The sequence below is a fragment of the Aromatoleum toluvorans genome (assembly GCF_012910905.1).
GTDB lineage: Bacteria > Pseudomonadota > Gammaproteobacteria > Burkholderiales > Rhodocyclaceae > Aromatoleum > Aromatoleum toluvorans.
On sequence record NZ_WTVN01000024.1, the window covers coordinates 15,509 to 32,486 of the forward strand.

Annotated in this window: 15 protein-coding genes; all 15 read left to right on the top strand. The window is 64.1% G+C overall.

Going from position 1 to position 16,978, the window contains the following annotated elements; genetic code table 11:
- Nucleotides 1-399 precede the first annotated feature (399 nt).
- The 15 genes from GPA22_RS15095 (at nucleotide 400) to GPA22_RS15165 (ending at nucleotide 16,940) form a co-directional block, all read left to right on the top strand.
- On the top strand, nucleotides 400-1,377 hold the full coding sequence (locus tag GPA22_RS15095) for a sialidase family protein (protein WP_169256894.1): 978 nt from the start codon (nucleotides 400-402) through the stop codon (nucleotides 1,375-1,377).
- A 13-nt stretch (nucleotides 1,378-1,390) separates the two neighbouring features.
- Complete coding sequence (locus GPA22_RS15100; RefSeq protein WP_169256895.1) at nucleotides 1,391-3,814, top strand: efflux RND transporter permease subunit; 2,424 nt, start codon at nucleotides 1,391-1,393, stop codon at nucleotides 3,812-3,814.
- 66 nt (nucleotides 3,815-3,880) lie between these two features.
- Complete coding sequence (locus GPA22_RS15105) at nucleotides 3,881-5,926, top strand: DUF1302 family protein (RefSeq protein ID WP_169256896.1); 2,046 nt, start codon at nucleotides 3,881-3,883, stop codon at nucleotides 5,924-5,926.
- Between the two features lie 26 nt (nucleotides 5,927-5,952).
- Nucleotides 5,953-7,266 carry a DUF1329 domain-containing protein gene (locus tag GPA22_RS15110; RefSeq protein ID WP_211169149.1) on the top strand — a complete coding sequence of 438 codons (1,314 nt, stop codon included), beginning with the start codon at nucleotides 5,953-5,955 and terminating at the stop codon, nucleotides 7,264-7,266.
- Nucleotides 7,267-7,545: 279 nt separating this feature from the next.
- A complete protein-coding gene (bbsA, locus tag GPA22_RS15115; RefSeq protein WP_169256897.1) occupies nucleotides 7,546-7,980 on the top strand; it encodes a benzoylsuccinyl-CoA thiolase subunit BbsA in 435 nt (144 codons plus the stop codon).
- 21 nt (nucleotides 7,981-8,001) lie between these two features.
- Nucleotides 8,002-9,171 (top strand): benzoylsuccinyl-CoA thiolase subunit BbsB, encoded by a 1,170-nt coding sequence (bbsB, locus tag GPA22_RS15120; protein WP_169256898.1) that lies wholly within the window; start codon nucleotides 8,002-8,004, stop codon nucleotides 9,169-9,171.
- Between the two features lie 15 nt (nucleotides 9,172-9,186).
- Nucleotides 9,187-9,939: an SDR family NAD(P)-dependent oxidoreductase gene (locus GPA22_RS15125; RefSeq protein WP_169256899.1), complete on the top strand. Its 753-nt coding sequence runs from the start codon at nucleotides 9,187-9,189 to the stop codon at nucleotides 9,937-9,939.
- Nucleotides 9,940-9,953: 14 nt separating this feature from the next.
- Nucleotides 9,954-10,700: an SDR family NAD(P)-dependent oxidoreductase gene (locus GPA22_RS15130; RefSeq protein WP_169256900.1), complete on the top strand. Its 747-nt coding sequence runs from the start codon at nucleotides 9,954-9,956 to the stop codon at nucleotides 10,698-10,700.
- A gap of 32 nt (nucleotides 10,701-10,732) precedes the next feature.
- Nucleotides 10,733-11,965 (top strand): CaiB/BaiF CoA transferase family protein, encoded by a 1,233-nt coding sequence (locus GPA22_RS15135; protein ID WP_169256901.1) that lies wholly within the window; start codon nucleotides 10,733-10,735, stop codon nucleotides 11,963-11,965.
- Nucleotides 11,949-13,178, top strand: coding sequence for a CaiB/BaiF CoA transferase family protein (locus GPA22_RS15140; RefSeq protein WP_169256902.1), 1,230 nt, complete (start codon nucleotides 11,949-11,951; stop codon nucleotides 13,176-13,178). The genes GPA22_RS15135 and GPA22_RS15140 overlap by 17 nt, the downstream gene beginning before the upstream one ends.
- Before the next feature lie 164 nt (nucleotides 13,179-13,342).
- A complete protein-coding gene (locus tag GPA22_RS15145; RefSeq protein WP_169256903.1) occupies nucleotides 13,343-13,543 on the top strand; it encodes a hypothetical protein in 201 nt (66 codons plus the stop codon).
- A 51-nt stretch (nucleotides 13,544-13,594) separates the two neighbouring features.
- Nucleotides 13,595-14,815, top strand: a complete 1,221-nt coding sequence (locus tag GPA22_RS15150; protein ID WP_169256904.1) for an acyl-CoA dehydrogenase family protein — start codon at nucleotides 13,595-13,597, stop codon at nucleotides 14,813-14,815.
- Nucleotides 14,816-14,851: 36 nt separating this feature from the next.
- Nucleotides 14,852-15,622, top strand: coding sequence for an enoyl-CoA hydratase/isomerase family protein (locus tag GPA22_RS15155; protein WP_169256905.1), 771 nt, complete (start codon nucleotides 14,852-14,854; stop codon nucleotides 15,620-15,622).
- 65 nt (nucleotides 15,623-15,687) lie between these two features.
- Nucleotides 15,688-16,326 carry a YbhB/YbcL family Raf kinase inhibitor-like protein gene (locus tag GPA22_RS15160; RefSeq protein WP_169256906.1) on the top strand — a complete coding sequence of 213 codons (639 nt, stop codon included), beginning with the start codon at nucleotides 15,688-15,690 and terminating at the stop codon, nucleotides 16,324-16,326.
- A 71-nt stretch (nucleotides 16,327-16,397) separates the two neighbouring features.
- Nucleotides 16,398-16,940 carry an RrF2 family transcriptional regulator gene (locus GPA22_RS15165; RefSeq protein ID WP_169256907.1) on the top strand — a complete coding sequence of 181 codons (543 nt, stop codon included), beginning with the start codon at nucleotides 16,398-16,400 and terminating at the stop codon, nucleotides 16,938-16,940.
- Nucleotides 16,941-16,978: the final 38 nt, after the last annotated feature.

Here is a 16,978-nt window from a genome sequence, read left to right on the forward strand (position 1 = left end):
GGCGCCCTAAGCGACGCGAACATCACTCATTGTCGTCCTCGTCGTCGGGCTTGAAATCCAGGCCTTCGACGACGAATGGTAAGGGCCGTCCCTGTGCATGCTCAGGGTGTGGCGTTGCCCCGGTCGCATTGGCTGGTGCAGCGCTACGTCGGCATGCCGCCTGCCGCTCGTGTCATCCACGCATATCCCCCGCACACGGCCCGTCCCGCGCTTGCGAACGGCAGATTACGCCGAAAACCGGCCTCGGAGGAGGCAGGGATAACTCCCTACTGATTAGGTGTGCGCACCAATTGTTGGTCAGCCGGGCGGAGCCTACATTCGTGCCGTCGGGTGGGGCGGTTCATGTCGCGATCCTAATGATCGCGAGAGCCGCGTCGACCCGAACGGAGGAGACATAACATGAATGGGTCCATGAAGTCATGGTGCGCCGGCTCTTTGGGTGCATTGCTTTGCGTGATGCTGTACGGATGCGGAGCATCGGCGAATACGTCGAACATTGTCGACGGCGGTTCGAAGGGCGTGAAACGATCCGATGCGTTTCAGGCAGCGGCGGATAACGGGAAGACGACGGTCGTCGTCGGCGCAACGGGAGTTGTGCTGACATCGGCCGATCGCGGAAACAGCTGGTCGCGGCAACAGCTCGATCCCCTCGGCTCGTTCGTCGGTGTCACGGCCTGTGCAGACGGAAGCTTCGCCGCACTCGATTTTTTCCACCGGGTCTGGATTGCGGGCGCTGCGGGCGACAACTGGGAAGCCCGCGCGATCGCGGAGCCGGTCAATCCGCTCGCTATCACGTGTGACAGTGAGAACCGCCTGTGGGTGGTGGGCGGGGGCAGCACGATCGCGTCGAGCAGCGACCGTGGTGCGAGCTGGCGCACGACGATCGTCGGTGACGACGCGATGCTTGCCAGCGTCCAGTTCGTGAGTGCGCGCGAAGGATTCATCACCGGCGAATTCGGCGCGGTCTACCGCACGGGCGACGGCGGGGCAACCTGGGAAGCCTTGCCGAAGATCGGCGAGGATTTCTATCCGTATGCAGCGGTCTTTGCGGATCGCGACCGCGGCTGGGTGTCCGGCCTCGCCGGAGTGGTGATGCAGACCACCGACGGCGGCAAGAGCTGGAGCAAGCGGATGAATGAAGCGGGCGCGCCGATCTATGGGCTGGCGCTTGACCGGGGCACGCCGCTGGGCGTGGGGATCAACGGGCTCGTGTTCCGGGCGAGCGGGGACCAGTGGAAGCTCGCTGACGCCCGTAACGCCACCTATCTGCGTGCTGCGCTGCCCTTCGGCGACGGCCGGGTCCTGGTTGCGGGCGGGGCAGGGGGGGTGGAAGTGACGACACTCGACGGCGACCGCACGGTCACCGCGAAAAACTGAGCGAGATCCCATCATGCGCCATCGCTTTACCCACGCAGTTCATCAACTCGAAAACATCGCCTTTGAATTCCCGCGCACGATCCTCGCGGCGATCCTTCTCGTGACGGTGTTCTTCGCATTCAAGCTGCCCGGCATCCAGATCTATTCGGCTTTCGAGGATCTGCTGCCGCAGAACCACCCGTACATCAAACTGCATAACGAGATCCGCGGCAGCTTCGGCGGTGCGAGTCAGATCGTGGTCGCGCTCGAGGTCGACAAGGGCGACATCTTTACCAATGAAACCTTGTCGCGCCTGCATCGGCTGACGCAGGGCGTTGACAGTCTGCCGGGCGTCAATCACAACCAGGTCGCGAGCCTCACGCATCGCACGGTGCGCAAGATCTGGCTGACGGAAAGCGGGGAGATGATTTCCCGCCTGTACTACGATCCGGCGCAGCCGAAATTGAGCGAGGAAGAGCTCGAGACGCTCAGGAAGGATGTGAAGGCGAACCCGCGGGTCTACGGCCTGCTGGTGTCGCCCGATCTCAAGTCGGCGATGATCAAGGCGCAGCTGAACGAAGCGGACGACATCGATTACGCCAGGGTCTTCTCGGAGCTGCAGGCGGTGCGGGCGAAGGAGGTCGCCGACGGGGTCCGGATCCACGCGGCCGGAAATCCGGTGCTGATCGGCTGGGTGTACACCTACCTGCCGCAGATCATCCAGATCTTCCTGTACACGCTGGGGCTGATGGTGGCCCTGCTGGTGATCTATTTCCGGCGTCTGTACGGCGTGCTGCTGCCTTTGCTGGGAATTACCCTGTCTTCGATCTGGGGACTCGGTTTCATCTCGTTGATGGGCTGGAACCTCGACCCCCTGAACCTCGTGATTCCATTCCTGATCGCAGCGCGCGCGATGTCGCACAGCATCCAGCTAGTCGAGCGCTATTACTTCGAACTCGCCCAGACCCACGATTCGCGGCAGGCCGCACGCAACGCCTTCGACGACCTGTTCCGCCCCGGTTCGCTGGCGATCGTCGTCGACACCGTGGGTATTCTCGTGCTCGCCCTCGGTGCGGCGCCGATCAATACCAAGATGGGCTACTACGCGGGGTTCTGGGCCTTCTCGGTGGTGTTCACGGTGCTGCTGGTCGTGCCACTGCTGCTGCTGGTCCTGCCTCAGCCGCGCGTCGCCGCGGTGCGGGAGGGTGGCCTGCGGCACGTGGTCGTTGCACTGTTCGGAGTGGTCGGCAGCCGCGGGGGATCGATCACGGTGCTCGTCGGGGCCGCGGTCCTCGTCCTCGTCGGCGCGTGGCTGAGCCTCGGGGTGCAGATCGGCGAAGCCGAGCCGGGGAGCCCGCTGCTGTATCCGCAGCACGACTACAACGTGTCGTCGCGCGCCATCAACGAGCGCTTTCCGGGGTCGGAAGAGCTCTACATCGTGGCACGGACGGCGGACAAGGGTGGACTGAAGAATCCCGAGGTGCTGCGTGCGATCGAGTCCTTCCAGAACACGATGTTGCAGGATCCGAACGTCGGCGGCACGAAGGCCTTGCCGGGCCTCATCCGCTCGGTGAACGGCCTGATCCACAACACGGATCCGCGCTGGAACCAGATCCCGTCCGACCCGAACGAAATCGGCGGGCTGATGTTCACCTTCATGGCCGCGAGTCCGATTCCCGGTGCCCTGAACGAATACACGAACACGGACGAGAATCTCGCCAACGTCGTGTTCTTCTACAAGGACCACCAGGCTCAGACGATCGAGCGCGCCATTGCGCTGGCGCGGGAAGGCGCCGCCGGGCTGGCGGACAAGGTGCCGGGCCTGAGCATCGAACTCGCCGGGGGCAACGTCGGTGTCAATGCGGCGATCAACGACGCGGTCCGCCACGACAACTTCCTCATCGTCCCGCTCGTGCTCGCGCTCTCGTTCGCCTTCGTCTGGGCCTTCTACGGTTCGCTCCATGCGGGCTGGCTGATGGTGCTGCCGATGCTCTTCGCCACGGTGATGACCTACGCGTACATGAGCGTCAAGCACATCGGCATGAACGTGAATACCGTCCCGGTGATCGCGGTCGGCATCGGCGTCGGCATCGACTACGCGATCTACATCATGAATCGCATCCGCGAGGAGATGGCGGCGATGCAGGATCTCGCCAAGGCGGTGCTCAAGGCGATCGCGACCACGGGCTTCGCGGTTTCCTTCACCGCGGCGACGCTGATCGCCGGTGTCGTGATGTGGATCGTGCTGTCGGATCTGCGCTTCCAGTCGGATGCCGCGCTCCTGCTCAGCCTGATGCTGCTCTTCAACGTCGTGGCCGCCATGCTCCTCGTTCCGGCGTGGGTCATGATCTTCAAGCCGCGCTTCATCACCGCGGTCTATCTCGACGAGGACCAGGTCATCCAGGTCCGCGAGCAGGAACCGGAACCGCCCTGCACGGCGGTGGCACAACCGGTGTAACGCGCACAACCCGGCGCAAGACTCCAACACAAATCGATTCGGGTTCACCAAGGGAGGAAATGCTGTATGAAGGCAGCAGGGGATTTTTCGCGTCCGAAATTGAGCGTTCTCGCCGCGGCCTTGTCGCTGGTCGCGGGTGGGCCGGTGCAGGCGGCGGACCAAAACCTTCCGGATCTGGGCGGTGGCGCTTCGCCCTGGGTCGCGGACGTGTATTACGAGAACCATACCGTGCGTCGCCACGATGCGGGACTCGCCAAGTTCCGCAACACGCTTCAGGTCGAAGCCGACAAGCCGATGGGCAACGGCTGGGCTTTCCGCAGCATTCTGCGGGGAAGCTGGGACGGCGTGTATCGCCTGAATCGGGACGAATACGGCCGCCGCGCCGGCGGATCGATCGAGCTCGAAAACACGGCGGCGCCCTTGCTGCCGCCCGTGCCGACGAACGCAGGCACGCCCCTCAACCGGCCCCAGGTTCCGCACGGGGGTGGAATCAACAACCCGATCGGCACGGCCATCGGCTTGCCGCCGACCAACGCCTTCGGCTTCGACCAGGCGGCGAATCCGAACGACGGGATGCGGGTTCTGGGCGACCGCTGGCACAGGACGGAAGGTGGTGTGGCCTTCGGTGTGCCCGTTCGCCCGTGCGACACGGACAAGCGCGGTTGTCGTGACTTCGGCGGCTACGGAGATCTGAAGCTGAGCGAACTGGAGGCGCCGGAGTTCAACGACCGGCTCGATTTCCTGCGCGAAATCTATGCGAAGAAGACGTTCCCGTTCGCCGACGGGACCGAGCTTTTCGTGAAGCTGGGACGGCAGCAAGTGGTGTGGGGGCGTACCGACCTGTTCCGCGTGCTGGATGTCATCAACCCCATCGACTATTCGCGCAACAACATCTACGACGAACTTCAGGACATCCGCATTCCGATGTGGATTGCCCAAGGCGAATACCGCATGGGCGCGAGCGATGCGATGCAGGACCGGAACGTCCAGGTCGTATGGAATTTCGACAAATTCCGGCCGAACAATCTCGGGCAGTGCGGTTCGCCGAACGTGATCCTCGACGCCAGCTGCTTCTTCCGCGGCATGGCCAACCTGTGGGACAACGGCGGTACCGTCGCGAATTTCGCCGCCGTTCCGCCCGGGACTGCCGGTGCATGGGCGGCAACGGACTTCGGGCCGCACCAGATCGGCATCCGCAAGGTTCATCTGCCCGAATGGTCGCTCTCGAACACGCAACTGGGCGTCAAGTACGAGGGGATCACGAAGGACGGGCTCGCGTTTTCCCTCAATGCGCTGACCTACCGTTCGCAACTGCCCAGCCTGCACGCGTTCAGCGCCGGTACGGTGAACCCCTTCACCGGCGGCAGCGGCAATACGACGCCCCCTGCGGCCGGTGTGCCGGTGAGCCGCCTGATCGCGTTCGACGTCCATTACCCGCGGGTCAACCTCATCGGCGGATCGCTGGATTTCCAGATTCCCGATGCGAATGCCGCCATTCGAATGGAAACCGCTCTAACGCATGGCGAGGAGTTCCAGAACACGGCGCGTCGCGAGCTGTTCTCGGAGAACAGGGTCCTGCGCACAGTCATCGGCGTCGATCGTCCCACCTTCATTCCCTTCATCAGCAAGACGCGTGCGACGCTGATTTCGGCTCAGCTGTTCTGGCAGCACATATTCGATCACGAACAGCACGACGCCCCGCTTGGCAAGGTGGGCATGGTCGATTGGGAAGACAACTTCATCGGCACGCTGCTGATCAAGGGCTTTCTGGCGGGTGACCGTGTCAGCCCTCAGGTGATCATGGCGCGCGACTTCCGCGCGAAAGCCTTCACGATTGCGCCGCAGATCGAATGGAGCGTCACCGACGACTTCAAGGTCACGTTCGGGGCCAACTTCAAATATGCGAACGGCGACAACCACTACAAGTTCGACGACACCCGTTCGGCCAACCCGTATCCGCCCTTTACGACCTACACGGCATCGGGTCAGCCCTTCGTGCCCGGATCGGCGGGTTTGTCCGGCCTCGAACCGCTCGGACGCTTCCGTGCGGGCCCGATCGGCGCAGCAGTCGCGGAAGACGATATCTACGTGACCCTTCGCTACAAGTTCTGACGCACCTATAAGAGGAGACAGTGGAAATGAGCGGATATTTTGCAAGGCAAAGCGTGATTGTGGCGGCACTGGCCTGTGCGGCAGGTACGTTGCACGCAGCAAGCGAGGCGGACATCGAGAAGTCCTTCTTTCCATACAAGAATGGGTTGCCGACCGCGGCCGGGTTGGCGGCAGGTACGGTGATCAGCAAGGCGAACGTCGCGAATTTCGCGGCGGTGCTTGATCCGGCGCTGCAACGGCACATCCAGGAAGGGGCCGTCGAGATCACCGTCGGCGCAACGACGTCGTTCGATATCAACAAGAGTTATGTCGATGCGACCCGGGAGAACGTCGGCAAGGTCAAACTCGGCGCAAAACCGGGTGAGCTGGTGGGCTATGTCGCGGGACGTCCGTTTCCCGAAGAGCCCGATGCAAAGGACCCGCGCGCCGGCGAGAAGCTCGCGTGGAATTTCCGCTATGGCATGAACTGGGGCGACAGCCTGGCAATTTCGCCGTTTTACTGGAAGTACCGCAACATGGAGAGCGGCAAGGTCGAGCGCAATATCCTGTTCAATTTCCATTTCATCAAATACACGCATCGACTGAATCAGGCACCGACGCCGGAAATATCGCCGAACCCGTCGAAGCTGTATCGCGCAACCTACGTGAACGTGCAGGAACCGCAGGACGTCAAGAACACGCAGCTGCTGATTCAGCGCTACGAGGACGACCTGAAGCAGGATGATGCCTACCTCTACCTCGGGTTCCAGCGCCGTGTGCGCCGATTGTCGACCGGGCAGACCACGGACGCCTTCCTCGGGTCGGACATCATGATCGAGGACTTCGAGGGCTACAACGGCCGCATTTCGGACATGAATTGGAAGTACAAGGGCACGGTGAACATGCTGATGCCGTTTTACAACCACAACGACATGAAGCTGTCGGACGAATACAGGGAGCCGGACGGCTACAAGTATGTGGCCTTCGGCGGCCAGGGCGGATGCTTCCCGAACATCACGTGGCAATTGCGCAAGGTGCACGTCGTCGAATCGTCCCCGGTCGACCCCAATCATCCGGTCAGCAAACGCGTGCATTACATGGACGCGCAGACCTCGGCGATGTCCCAGACGCTTGTGTATGACCGCAAGGGGGACTTGTGGAAGATCTTCATGCTCGGCATGACGCATCCCGATTCGCATCTGGCCAAGAACAAGGGCAGCGGCATCGTCCTGTTCGATGCGTTCAGCATGATCGACGTCCAGGCGAAGCATTGTACGACCGGCCAGTTCAAGGGGCAGCTGGATGCCCAGATGGTTCCGGTCAACCTGTTCAACGTCCAGAACATGCGCGGCGGAAGCTGAGCCGACAGATTTCCTCGGGATCACTCTCCTCCCTGGAAAATTTTGCGCGCCTGTTGGCGCGCTTTTTTTTTTGGGGGGGGGGAGGTCTTCGAAACCGGCGGGAGATCGGCGGAGCTGCGGCCGGATCGCTGAAACGACCAGTCGACCGCGGTTTCCGCCTTGCACCTGCAGGTGAGGGTAGCCCCTTAGGCGTTAGGTGTCCGCACCAATTGTTGCAGCGCAGCCCGGCGCGTCTAATTGAATCCACGTTGAAGACGAAACTAATGCTGTGGAGGCGTCATGTCAGATCAAAAGCCGAACAAGAAGCCGGAAAAGAAACCGGATATCACCTTCTTTCATCCGGACCTTCTCGAAGTCCCTGCAGACGGCAAGGCGCCGTACCTGAAGGGCTATCGCTGCAAGGGTTGTGGCCAACTGGATTTTCCCAAGCTGAGCCCGTGCCCGAGCTGCTGGGGCGAGGAGTTCGAGGTCGTGCCGCTCAGCCGGCGCGGAAAGCTCTATAGCTTCTCCGACAATTTCATCGGCCAGGCTGGAATGAAAACGCCATATTCGTTCGGCTATATCGATTTGCCCGAAAACCTGCGGATTTTCGCGCAGCTGGAAGGCGAACCCGGCAGCTTCCGCTGCGACGAAGAGGTCGAGCTGACGGTCGGGCCGGTGCGCGACAACCGCGACGGCATACCGCTGATCAGCTACAAGTTCCGCAAAGCCTAATCTTCCACCGGGTGAACGAATATGAAATTGCAACGCAAGGTTTATATCGCCGGGGTAGGCGAGACGAAATTCGGGCGACACGAAGTCGATTTCGATGTGCTCGGTCGCTCCGCTGCATTCGAGGCGCTGAAAGCGTCGAATATCGACCGTCCGACAATGGTGCAGAGCGCCTATGTCGGTAACGGCACCAACGGAATGGTCGTCGGGCAGACCGTGCTCAAGGATCTGGGCATGTGTGGCCATCTTCCGATCATGACGGTGGAAAGCGCCTGCTCGGCAGGCGGCATGGCGGTGCATCTGGCGGTGCGGGACGTGGCGATGGGTCTCGCCGATGTGGCGATCGGTATCGGCTGCGAGAACCACACGCTGCATATGGCGCAAGGTACGGCCTTTGCCACGGCGATGTCGGACATCGAAACGGTGCACGGCGCGGTCATGACTGGCAAGTATGCGATGCGCGCGCAGCGCTACATGTACGAGACCGGCGCGACGGCCGAGGACCTCGCGATGATCACGGTGAAGAACCGCCGCCACGCGACCAACAACCCCTATGCCTGGTTCAAGGGCGAGATCTCGGTCGAGGAGGTGGTCAAGTCGCGCGTCGTCGCGTCGCCGCTGACGCTGCAGCAGTGCTGCGGCATCGCCGACGGCGCCGGCGCGATCGTGGTGTGCTCGGAGCAGATGGTGAAGAAGCTCGGCATCCAGAAGCCGATTCTGGTGGCCGGGTCGGTCGTGCGTTCCGGGCCGTACCACAACCGGCCGCGCGACATCACCGGCGACGACATCACGGAAGAGACCGCGCACCAGCTCTACGAGGAGTCGGGCATCGGTCCCGAGGACGTGAATATCGTCGAACTGCACGACGCCTTCACGATTGCCGAACTGCTCTATTACGAATGCCTCGGGCTGTGCCCGAAGGGCGAAGGCCTGAAGTTCCTGCGCGACGGCAACTCGACGCACGGCGGCAAGTGCGTCGTCAGTCCGCGCGGCGGAATGCTCTCGTACGGACATCCGATCGGCGCCTCGGGTGCGGCGCAGATCGCCGCGAGCGTCAAGCAGATGCGCAATCAATGTCCGGGCTACCAGGTCGATCCGGTGCCCCGCGTGGCCATGACTCATGTGACGGGCGGGGGGCTGTCGGGCACGGAGCACGCGGCGTGCACGATGCACATGCTGGTGAGCGACTGGTAAGCGGGGGGATACGAGATGGAAACCAAAGGCAGGGAAAGGGTGGCATTGATCGTCAATGCCGACGATCCGGTCGGCGAGGCGGTGGCCATGCGCCTGGCGGACGCCGGCACGCAGATCGCGCTGACCGGCTCGGACGCCGGCCGGCTCGACCGGATCGCATCGCGGCTTGTGGACCGGGGCGTGCCGGTGATTGCGGTCATGACCCGTGCAGCAGACCCGGGGGAGATCCGCGAAAGTGTCGCGCGAGTGATGGCGCGTTTCGGGCGGATCGACATCCTGGTGCAGAACGAGAGCGTGCTCGCGGCGAAGGCGCTGGAGGAAATTTCGGACGCGGACGTCGGCGTGGCGCTCGAAGCCGGCGTCGCGGGCCCGTTCCATTACCTGCGCGAGGTCGTGCCGGCGATGCGCAAGGGCGGCTTCGGGCGTGTGGTCGCCATCAGCGACATCAACTACCTGGGACTCGCCCGGACCGCCAACGTCGCTGCCGCGCGCTCGGGCCTGTTCGGACTGACGCGGGCGCTGGCGCTGGAGTCGGCGCGCGACGGCGTGACGGTGAATACCGTCGTGATGGGCGACGTCGATAGCGGGACTGTCACGGATGCCGAGCGGGAGACGCTCGTCGGGGGGATTCCGGTGAAGCGGATCGGTACGCCCGCGGATGTTGCGAACGCGGTCGGGTTCCTGGCGGCCGATAGCTCCAAATACGTCACCGGGCAGACGCTCTTCGTCTGCGGCGGCAAGAGCGCCTATTTTTCGATGTCGATCTGATCAGGGAGGCGGCAATGGGTATTCGGAACAGGGTCGCGCTGATCACCGGATCGGCAAGCGGCATGGGCAAGCAGACGGCGCTGCGCTTTGCGGAGCAGGGCGCCGCGGTCGTCATCAACGACATCGACGCGGAGAAGGTGCGTTCGACGGTCGAGGAGTTCACGCGGATGGGCCATCGCGTGCTCGGCGCGGTCGCCGACATCAGCAACAAGGCGGCGGTCGACGGCATGGTGCAGCAGACGGTCGACGCCTTCGGGCGCATCGACATCCTTGTCAATAACGCAGGCATGGAGCGGGCGGGCGCACTGCGCAAGCTCAGCGAGGCGGACTGGGACGTCACGATCAACGTCAATCTGAAGGGCACCTTCCTGTGCTCGCAGGCCGTCCATGGGCACATGGTCGAGAACGGCCACGGACGCATCGTCAATATCGCCTCCCGCGCCTGGCTCGGTGGCGCCGGCCAGGCCCCGTATTCGTCCGCGAAGGCGGGCGTCGTGGGGCTGACGCGGTCGCTGGCGATCGAGCTGGGACGCTCCGGAATCACCGTCAATTGCGTGGCGCCGGGCCTCATCCACACACCGATGTGGGACGAGCTGCCCGAGAAGAACCAGCAGTTCCTGCTCTCGCGCCAGCCGACCGGCAAGCTCGGCGATCCCGACGACATCGCGAACACCCTGCTGTTCCTCGCCGACGACGAAACCGGCTTCGTTACGGGACAGGTGCTGTACGTGTGCGGCGGGCGGAGCCTGTTCGCGGGTTGAGCGAGGGACGCGGGCGGCTGGAGGAATGTGAGATGGCACAGAACTTTTCCCGATTCAGGGTGCTGGACATGACGGGCGAACTCGGTCCCTACGCGGCCAAGATGTTCGCCGGCCTCGGTGCCGACGTCATCCACGTCGAGCCGCCCGCAGGCGACCCGCTGCGCCGCGTCGGCCCGTTTTTCCACAACGACCCGGGCGTGCAGGCGAGCCTGCCGTACCTCTACTACAACGCCGGCAAGCGCGGCCTCGCGCTCGATCTCGAGAACGAGGCGGGACGCGAGGTGTTCCGCAGGCTGTGCCGCGACGCCGACCTGCTCATCGAAAGCTGCCGCCCGGGTTGGCTGGACGGGAGCGGGCTGTCCTGGGAAGCGCTGAGCAAGGACAACGCCCGCCTCGTGCAGACGTCCATCACGCCCTTCGGGCGCACCGGTCCGCTGGCGGCCTATCCCGGCTCGGACCTGACCTGTTCGGCGCTGAGCGGCTTTCTCTATCTCGCCGGCGTCAACGGCGACAAGCCCGTGCGGGCACCCGACAACCAGGCCTACCGGATGGCCGAGGCGTATGCGGCCGTGGGCAGCGCGATCGCGCTGTTCAGCGCACAGCGCACGGGCAAGGGGCAGGTGGTCGACGTCGCCTGCATCGAGGCCGAGGCCATGGCGCTCGAGAACGCCGCGCAGTTCTGGGACCTCGAGGGCAAGATCCGGCGCGGGCGCGGACGCGAGGCCGGCAGCGCGACGCTGCATCCATGCGCCGACGGCTACATCGCGCTGGTCGCCATCATGGGGCGCAACAAGGAGATGTGGACGCCCTTCGTGCGCTGGATGGAAGCCGAGGGCGTCGAGGAGTGGCAGGTCTTCGACGACGACCGGTGGATCGATTATGCGTACCGCACTTCGGAGGCGGGCTACGCGACTTTCTGCCGTGTCTTCGAGCGCTACACGCGAACCCGCAGCAAGGCCCATCTGTACGAGATCGCACAGCGCTTCAACGTCGCGGTGACACCGGTCAGCGATGGACAGGATCTGCTCGCCAACCCGCAGTTGATGCACAGGAATTTCTGGCAGACGCAGTTCAACGACACGCTGGGGGCGGACATCACCTATCCCGGTGCGCCGTACGAATTCGGCGAACTGGCGTGGCAGCTCGGGCGCAACGCACCGCGGATCGGCGAGCACACGCGGGAAATACTCGCCGAATGCGGCTATTCGGCATTCGAGATCGACAAACTCGTACGGGTGGGAGCGGTATATGCCGAACAGCATTGAGCGGGCCCTGGAGGGCATCGTCGTGTGCGATTTCTCGTGGGTCGGCGCGGGGCCGATCGCCACGAGCGTGCTGGCACAGTGCGGCGCCGACGTCATCAAGATCGAGAGCGTGAAGCGGCCGGACACGCTGCGTCGCGGCGAGCCGTTCAAGGACGGTATCGGCACCGGCCTCGACCGCAGCGGCTACTTCGCCGCGCGCAACGCCAACAAGCGCGACATCGCGCTCGACATGAACAACCCGCGCGCGCGGGACGTCGCCGTCCGGCTGATCGCCCAGAGCGACATCGTCATCAACAATTTCCGCGTCGGGCAGATGGAGAAGTGGAAGCTGGGCTGGGACGAGGTGCGGGAGATCAACCCGCGGGCGATCTACGTCACGATGAGCCTGCAGGGCATCGAGGGGCCGCACAGTCGATTCATGGGCTATGGCGTGAACCTGAATGCGCTGTGCGGCCTGACAGCGCGCGCGGGCTTCCCAGGCAAACCGCCGTTCGGCACCGGCACGAATTACACGGACCACGTGATGGTGCCGACGCACACCCTGTTCGGGATCATGGCGGCGCTGCTCGAGCGCGAGGTCTCCGGCCGCGGCCAGACCGTCAGCATCTCGCAGCTGGATTCGGCGATCTGCATGACCCCGAGCGCGCCGATGGCCTTCGCGGCCAACGGCGAGACGCTCGGCCCGCTCGGCTACGGCGATCCACAAGCCGCGCCGCACGGCGTCTATACGACCCTCGGCTACCGCAAATGGATCGCGATTGCGGTCTTTGACGACGCGCAGTGGGCGGCGATGCGGCGCGTGATGGGCAATCCCCCCTGGGCCGAGGACGACCGCTTTGCGACGAGCGAGTCGCGCCGCCGCCACGTGGCCGAACTCGACGAGCGCATCGAGTGCTGGACGGCTACGCAACACGGCGACCACTTGATGGAAGCGCTGCTGAAGGCGGGCGTTCCGGCGGGCGAAGTGCGCGACGCGCGCGAGGCCATCGAGGACGAGCAACTGCGCAGCCGCGGCTTCTGGGCCTACCTCGACCACCCCGAGGTCGGCATCACGCTCTACAACCGCGCGCCGATCGTGTTCTCGCGCACGCCGCTGGAAATGAAGACCGCCGCGCCGTCGATCGGGCAGCACACGCGCGAGGTGCTGGGCGGGAAGCTGGGCTATTCGCAGGATGAAATCGAGGATCTGGTCAGTCAGGAAGTGTTGGTGTGAGCACTGTCGGCCAGTGATGTGGGCGGCCAATGACGCGAAACGCGCCGGGGCCGCAATTCCAGCCAGGAGGAGGACGAATCATGTATGAGCAACAAGCGCGGCAAGCCGGGACTGCCAGATACGTGCCCGCCGGATCTTCGGTGTACGAGTGCCCCGAGTGCGGCATGTCCGTAGCCGTCGGCGAATACCACCCCTATGCCGCCTGCCTGATGGTGGCCGGCTGCCACGACGGCGCAACGATTCGCGAGGCACTGATGGCCGTGTTCGAGGACGGGGTGCGGGTGGCCGCGGAGAAATGCCGTAGCAATGGTGGCGCAACGATCGCGGACAAGATCGAGTTGTTGATGCGCTCGGACGCCGACTGAAGGCGGGTATCGGCGGCCGGGATCCGATAAATACAGGACGAGAGACGAGACATGGATTTTTCCCTATCCGAAGAACAGACGATGCTCAAGGACGTGGCCAGGCGCTTCACCACCAACGAGCTGATGCCCCTTGAGAAGGTCCTGCTGGAGCGGGAGATGCGGATGTGGACCGACGGGTACACGCTGCTGCCGAAGGCCGATCACGAGCGTCTGATGAACATCACCCGGGACATGGGCTTCTGGGGCATCGAGGTCGACGAGAAGTTCGGCGGCCAGGGTCTGGGCATGTTCGCCAAGACCCTGGTCGTCGAGGAAATGTCGAAGTCGCTCGTCGGTTTCTCGCATCACGGCTTCACGCTGCCGCCCGATGCCCCGAACCTCTACTACCTCAACGAATGCGGCACCGCCGCGCAGCGCGAGAAGCTTCTCGGCCCCTACTGCCGGGGCGAGATCGATTCGGCGATGATGGCCACCGAACCGGGCGCGGGCTCCGACATCAGCGGCCTCACGACGACCGCCGTGCGTCAGGACGGCAAGTGGGTGATCAACGGGTCGAAGATCTTCATCAGCAAATGCGACAAGGACAACCTGTTCTTCATCTGCATTGCCGTGACGGACAAGGAGGCGCCGACCAAGCGGCGCTTCACCGCCTTCATCCTCGACAAGGACACGCCGGGACTGCGCATCGGCGCCGAGATTCCGGTCATCGGCGCGATGCCGTCCTGGACCGTCTATCTCGACAACGTGCGCGTCGGTGATGAAGCGGTGCTGGGCGAGGTCGGCGACGCCTTCATCCCGCTGCAGAACCGCTTCGGGGTGCGGCGCATCGAGCTCGCGGCGCATTGCACCGGCATGGCCGAACGGCTGATCCAGATGATGATCGACCAGGCGAACCTGCGTAAGACCTTCGGCGAGCCGCTCGCGGAACGCCAGACGGTGCAGAACTGGATCGCCGACTCGACCATGGAACTGGAGCAGGTCCGCCTGCAGCTCTACTACACCGCATGGAAGTCCGATCAGGGACACAAGGACCTGCGCATCGAAGCGTCCTCGCTGAAGATCGCCGCGACCGAAATGCTCACGCGTGTCGCCGACCGCGCGATCCAGCTGCACGGCGGGCTCGGCCTGTCGCGCGAACTGGGCGTCGAATACGTGGCGCGCATGGTGCGCATCTGGCGGATCGTCGAGGGCGCCTCCGAAATCCATCGCATGTCGATCGCGAAGAAGCTGCTGAGCGACGGCACGACCTACAGCCCCTTCATGGCGGCGTGAGCCGTCACAGAACACAAGAACGAAAGGAGAACAGCAATGCCGGTAACGCTGGAAGTAAAGAATCACGTCGCCTACGTCACCTTGAACCGCCCCGAGGCGATGAACTCGCTGGACCCGGAGTCGATCGCCGATCTGGCCGAAATCTGGGCGCGCGTGCGCACCGACCCGGACATCCGCGTTGCCGTGCTGACCGGCGCGGGCGAGAAGTCGTTCTGCACCGGCACCGACATGAAGAAGGCGCCGCCGCCGACCGAGTGCATGGCAGCGACCTACCTGCGCGAAGGTCAGCCCCTGCTGCCGCACATGAAGATGTGGAAGCCGATCATCGCCGCGATCAATGGCTACGCTGTCGGCGGCGGGCTCGAGATCGCGCTCGCGTGCGACATGCGCATCGCGTCGTCAAACGCGAAGTTCGGGCTTACCGAAGTGAAGGTAGCGAGCCTCGCCGGGCTGAACGGTACGCAGGCGCTGCCGCGCGCGGTGCCGCAGGCAGTTGCGATGAAGATGCTGCTTACCGGCGAGATGATCTCGGCCGAAGAGGCGCTGCGTTACGGGCTCGTCAGCGACGTCGTCGAACCGTCGGCCCTCGCGGACCTCGCGCGCACGTACGCGGAGAAGATCGCCAGTGCCGCGCCCCTGAGCGTGCAGGCGACCAAGCAGGCCGCGGTGCTCGGCAAGGACATGCCGCTCGAGCACGGCATCCTGTATTCGCACCTGCTGTGGGGCGTGCTGCGCGATACCGAGGACCGCAAGGAAGGCTTCAAGGCCTTCGGCGAACGGCGCACGCCGGAATTCCGCGGCGCGTGACCGGCGGCACGACCTGAAGGGCGGGGCGGCCCGACGAAGGCCGCTCCGCATGCGGGAGACACATCATGCGTCTGACCAGCAGTTTCGACGACAACCGGCGCCTGCCGGACAACATCGCCTTCGCGATGGCCGATCCTGAACGGCGGTTTCGCTTCGGCGCCAACCGCAATCCCGGCCTGACGTGGAGCGATCCGCCGGCCGGTACGCGATCCTTCGTGCTCACGTGCCACGATCCCGACGCGCCGAGCCGTTTCGAGCACATCAATCGCGAGGACTTCGTGATTCCCGAGGCGATGCCGCGGATCGATTTCTTCCACTGGGTGCTCGTCGATCTGCGCCCCGCGTGCCGCGGGTTTGCCGAGGGCGAATTCTCGAGCGGCGTCATGCCGCGCGGTAAACCCGGCCCAGCGACGCGGTTCGGCGCGCGGCACGGACTCAACGACTTCACGCGCGGTTTCGCCGGCGACGCGCACATGGCGGGCGACTACTTTGGCTACGACGGTCCGTGCCCGCCGTGGAACGACGAGCGCGTGCACCGTTACGTGTTCACGCTGTACGCCGTGGATCTGGAGCGCTGCCCGGTCGAAGGGCGATTCACCGGCCCTGATGTGCTACGGGCCATCCAGGGGCATGTCCTCGGCGAGGCCTCATTGACGGGGCGGTATGCGCTTAATCCCTGCGCAGCGCTGACTGAGGTGGCGTGAATCAATAACTGCGACTGTGTGGCTCCACGTTTTTCTTGCGCAGTTAAACGCGGAGTTATACAGTCCTGGTTATGGCACACATCACAACCAGCGTTGAATACGCGATCCATTGTCTCTTGTGGCTCGCCGGCTCCGACGGCAGAGCCCTGAGCAGCCGGGACCTCGCGGACCTGCAGGGGATCTCCTCCAGTTTCCTGGCAAAGATCCTGCCGAAGCTGGAAAAGGCGGGCATCGTCGTCGCGAACGAAGGCGTTCGTGGCGGGTACCGCCTTTCACGACCGCCCGAGCAGATCAGTTTTCTTCAGATCGTCGATGCCATCGAAGGCGAAAAGCCGCTGTTCGATTGCCAGGAAATCCGGGATCGCTGCGCAGTCTTCGATGACGAGGCTCCCCAGTGGGCCGTCTCTGGCGTCTGCGCGATCCACGCCGTCATGCTGAAGGCCGAACAGGCGATGCGGGCAGAGCTGGCCGCGAATACCCTGGCCGATGTCGCCACCTCCTTCGAGCGCAAGGCGCCCGCCGAATTCATCGTCAAGGTCCACGACTGGGTCAGCGACCGTATCGAGAGCCGCAAACCGGGACGTCCCCCCAAGGCCTCCAAGCCGCCTTCCTGACACGACCCAGGCGGGGCTCCCCCAACAACACCGTTCAG